This is a genomic window from Loktanella gaetbuli (assembly GCF_020531945.1).
In the GTDB taxonomy this organism is placed as follows: domain Bacteria; phylum Pseudomonadota; class Alphaproteobacteria; order Rhodobacterales; family Rhodobacteraceae; genus Loktanella; species Loktanella gaetbuli.
Genome location: NZ_JAJATZ010000019.1, coordinates 1 through 1,238, shown reverse-complemented (window position 1 = coordinate 1,238; position 1,238 = coordinate 1). Strand labels below are relative to the sequence as shown.

Below are 1,238 nucleotides of genomic sequence, written 5' to 3'. Positions count from 1 at the left end.
CTGAGGTGCCCCTAGATTTGTAGACGCTTTGCTTGGTAATTTTGGAACCAAGGAGAGACGGATATGAGTAAGGGAATTCGGTTTACGGATGAGTTTAAGCAGGACGCTGTAGCGCAGGTTGTTGAGCGTGGTTATTCGGTGAGCGAAGTGGCTGAGCGGCTGGGGATTAGCACCAAATCGCTGTACACTTGGAAGGCTCAGTTTGCGCAGTCACCGCACGTCCGATCTGAGGTCGCGGAACAAGCTGCTGAGATCAAACGGCTTAAGAAAGAGCTGGCCCGGGTGACCGAGGAACGCACCATTCTAAAAAAGGCGACCGCGTACTTCGCGCGCGAGTCTCAGTGAAGTACGCGTTCATAGAGGCTCACCGTGCAGAGTTTTCAGTGCGGTCGATGTGCCGTGTGCTGATGGTTCATTTCAGCGGTTTCTATGCATGGCTTAAGGAACCGTTAAGCCAGCGTGCGCTCGAAGATGCGCGTCAGACAAAGCTGATCCATCAGGCCTGGACGGACAGCGGAAGGGTCTACGGATACCGGAAGTTGACTGATGACCTGCGCGATGCAGGCGAGACCTGTTCTGAGAACCGTGTGGCGCGTTTGGCCAGCTTGGCAGGCATCACGGCACAGATTGGCTACAAACGCCGTCCTGGTCGATATGGTGGCAAGCCTGCTGTCGTTGCTGACAACACCCTAGATCGGCAGTTTGGAGTTGAAGCGCCTGACCGAGTGTGGGTGACAGACATCACGTACATCAAGACGCACGAAGGTTGGTCTTATCTGGCCGTTGTGATCGATCTGTTCTCAAGGCGCGTCGTCGGTTGGTCCATGCAGTCCCGCATGACATCTGATCTTGCCTTGCAGGCATTGTTGAGCGCTGTTTGGCGGCGTAAACCAAAGCATAGGGTCTTGATCCATTCCGACCAAGGTTCCCAATTCACTGGCAAAGAGTGGCAATCGTTTCTCGGCAAGCACAATCTGGATGCCAGCATGAGCAGACGCGGAAATTGCCATGATAATGCGGTCGCAGAGAGCTTCTTTCACCTGTTGAAACGCGAACGGATCAGGCGGCGAACATACCTGACACGCGACGCAGCAAGGCAGGACGTATTCGACTACATCGAGATGTTCTACAACCCAACACGCAAGCACACGAACAACGGCATGCTGTCACCGGTTGACTATGAAATGAAACAGCAGAAAATGAACGAGGCAGGCGTCTAGAAAACTAGGGGCACCTCA

1 protein-coding gene is annotated in these 1,238 nt (G+C 54.0%); it reads left to right on the top strand.

Translation table 11 applies throughout. The annotated features are described in order from the left end of the window. Positions 1-63 precede the first annotated feature (63 nt). A protein-coding gene (locus LGQ03_RS16595) for an IS3 family transposase (RefSeq protein WP_404807695.1) occupies positions 64-1,220 on the top strand; the annotation gives its coding sequence in 2 pieces (ribosomal slippage) (positions 64-304 and positions 304-1,220; 1,158 coding nt in all). Positions 1,221-1,238: the final 18 nt, after the last annotated feature.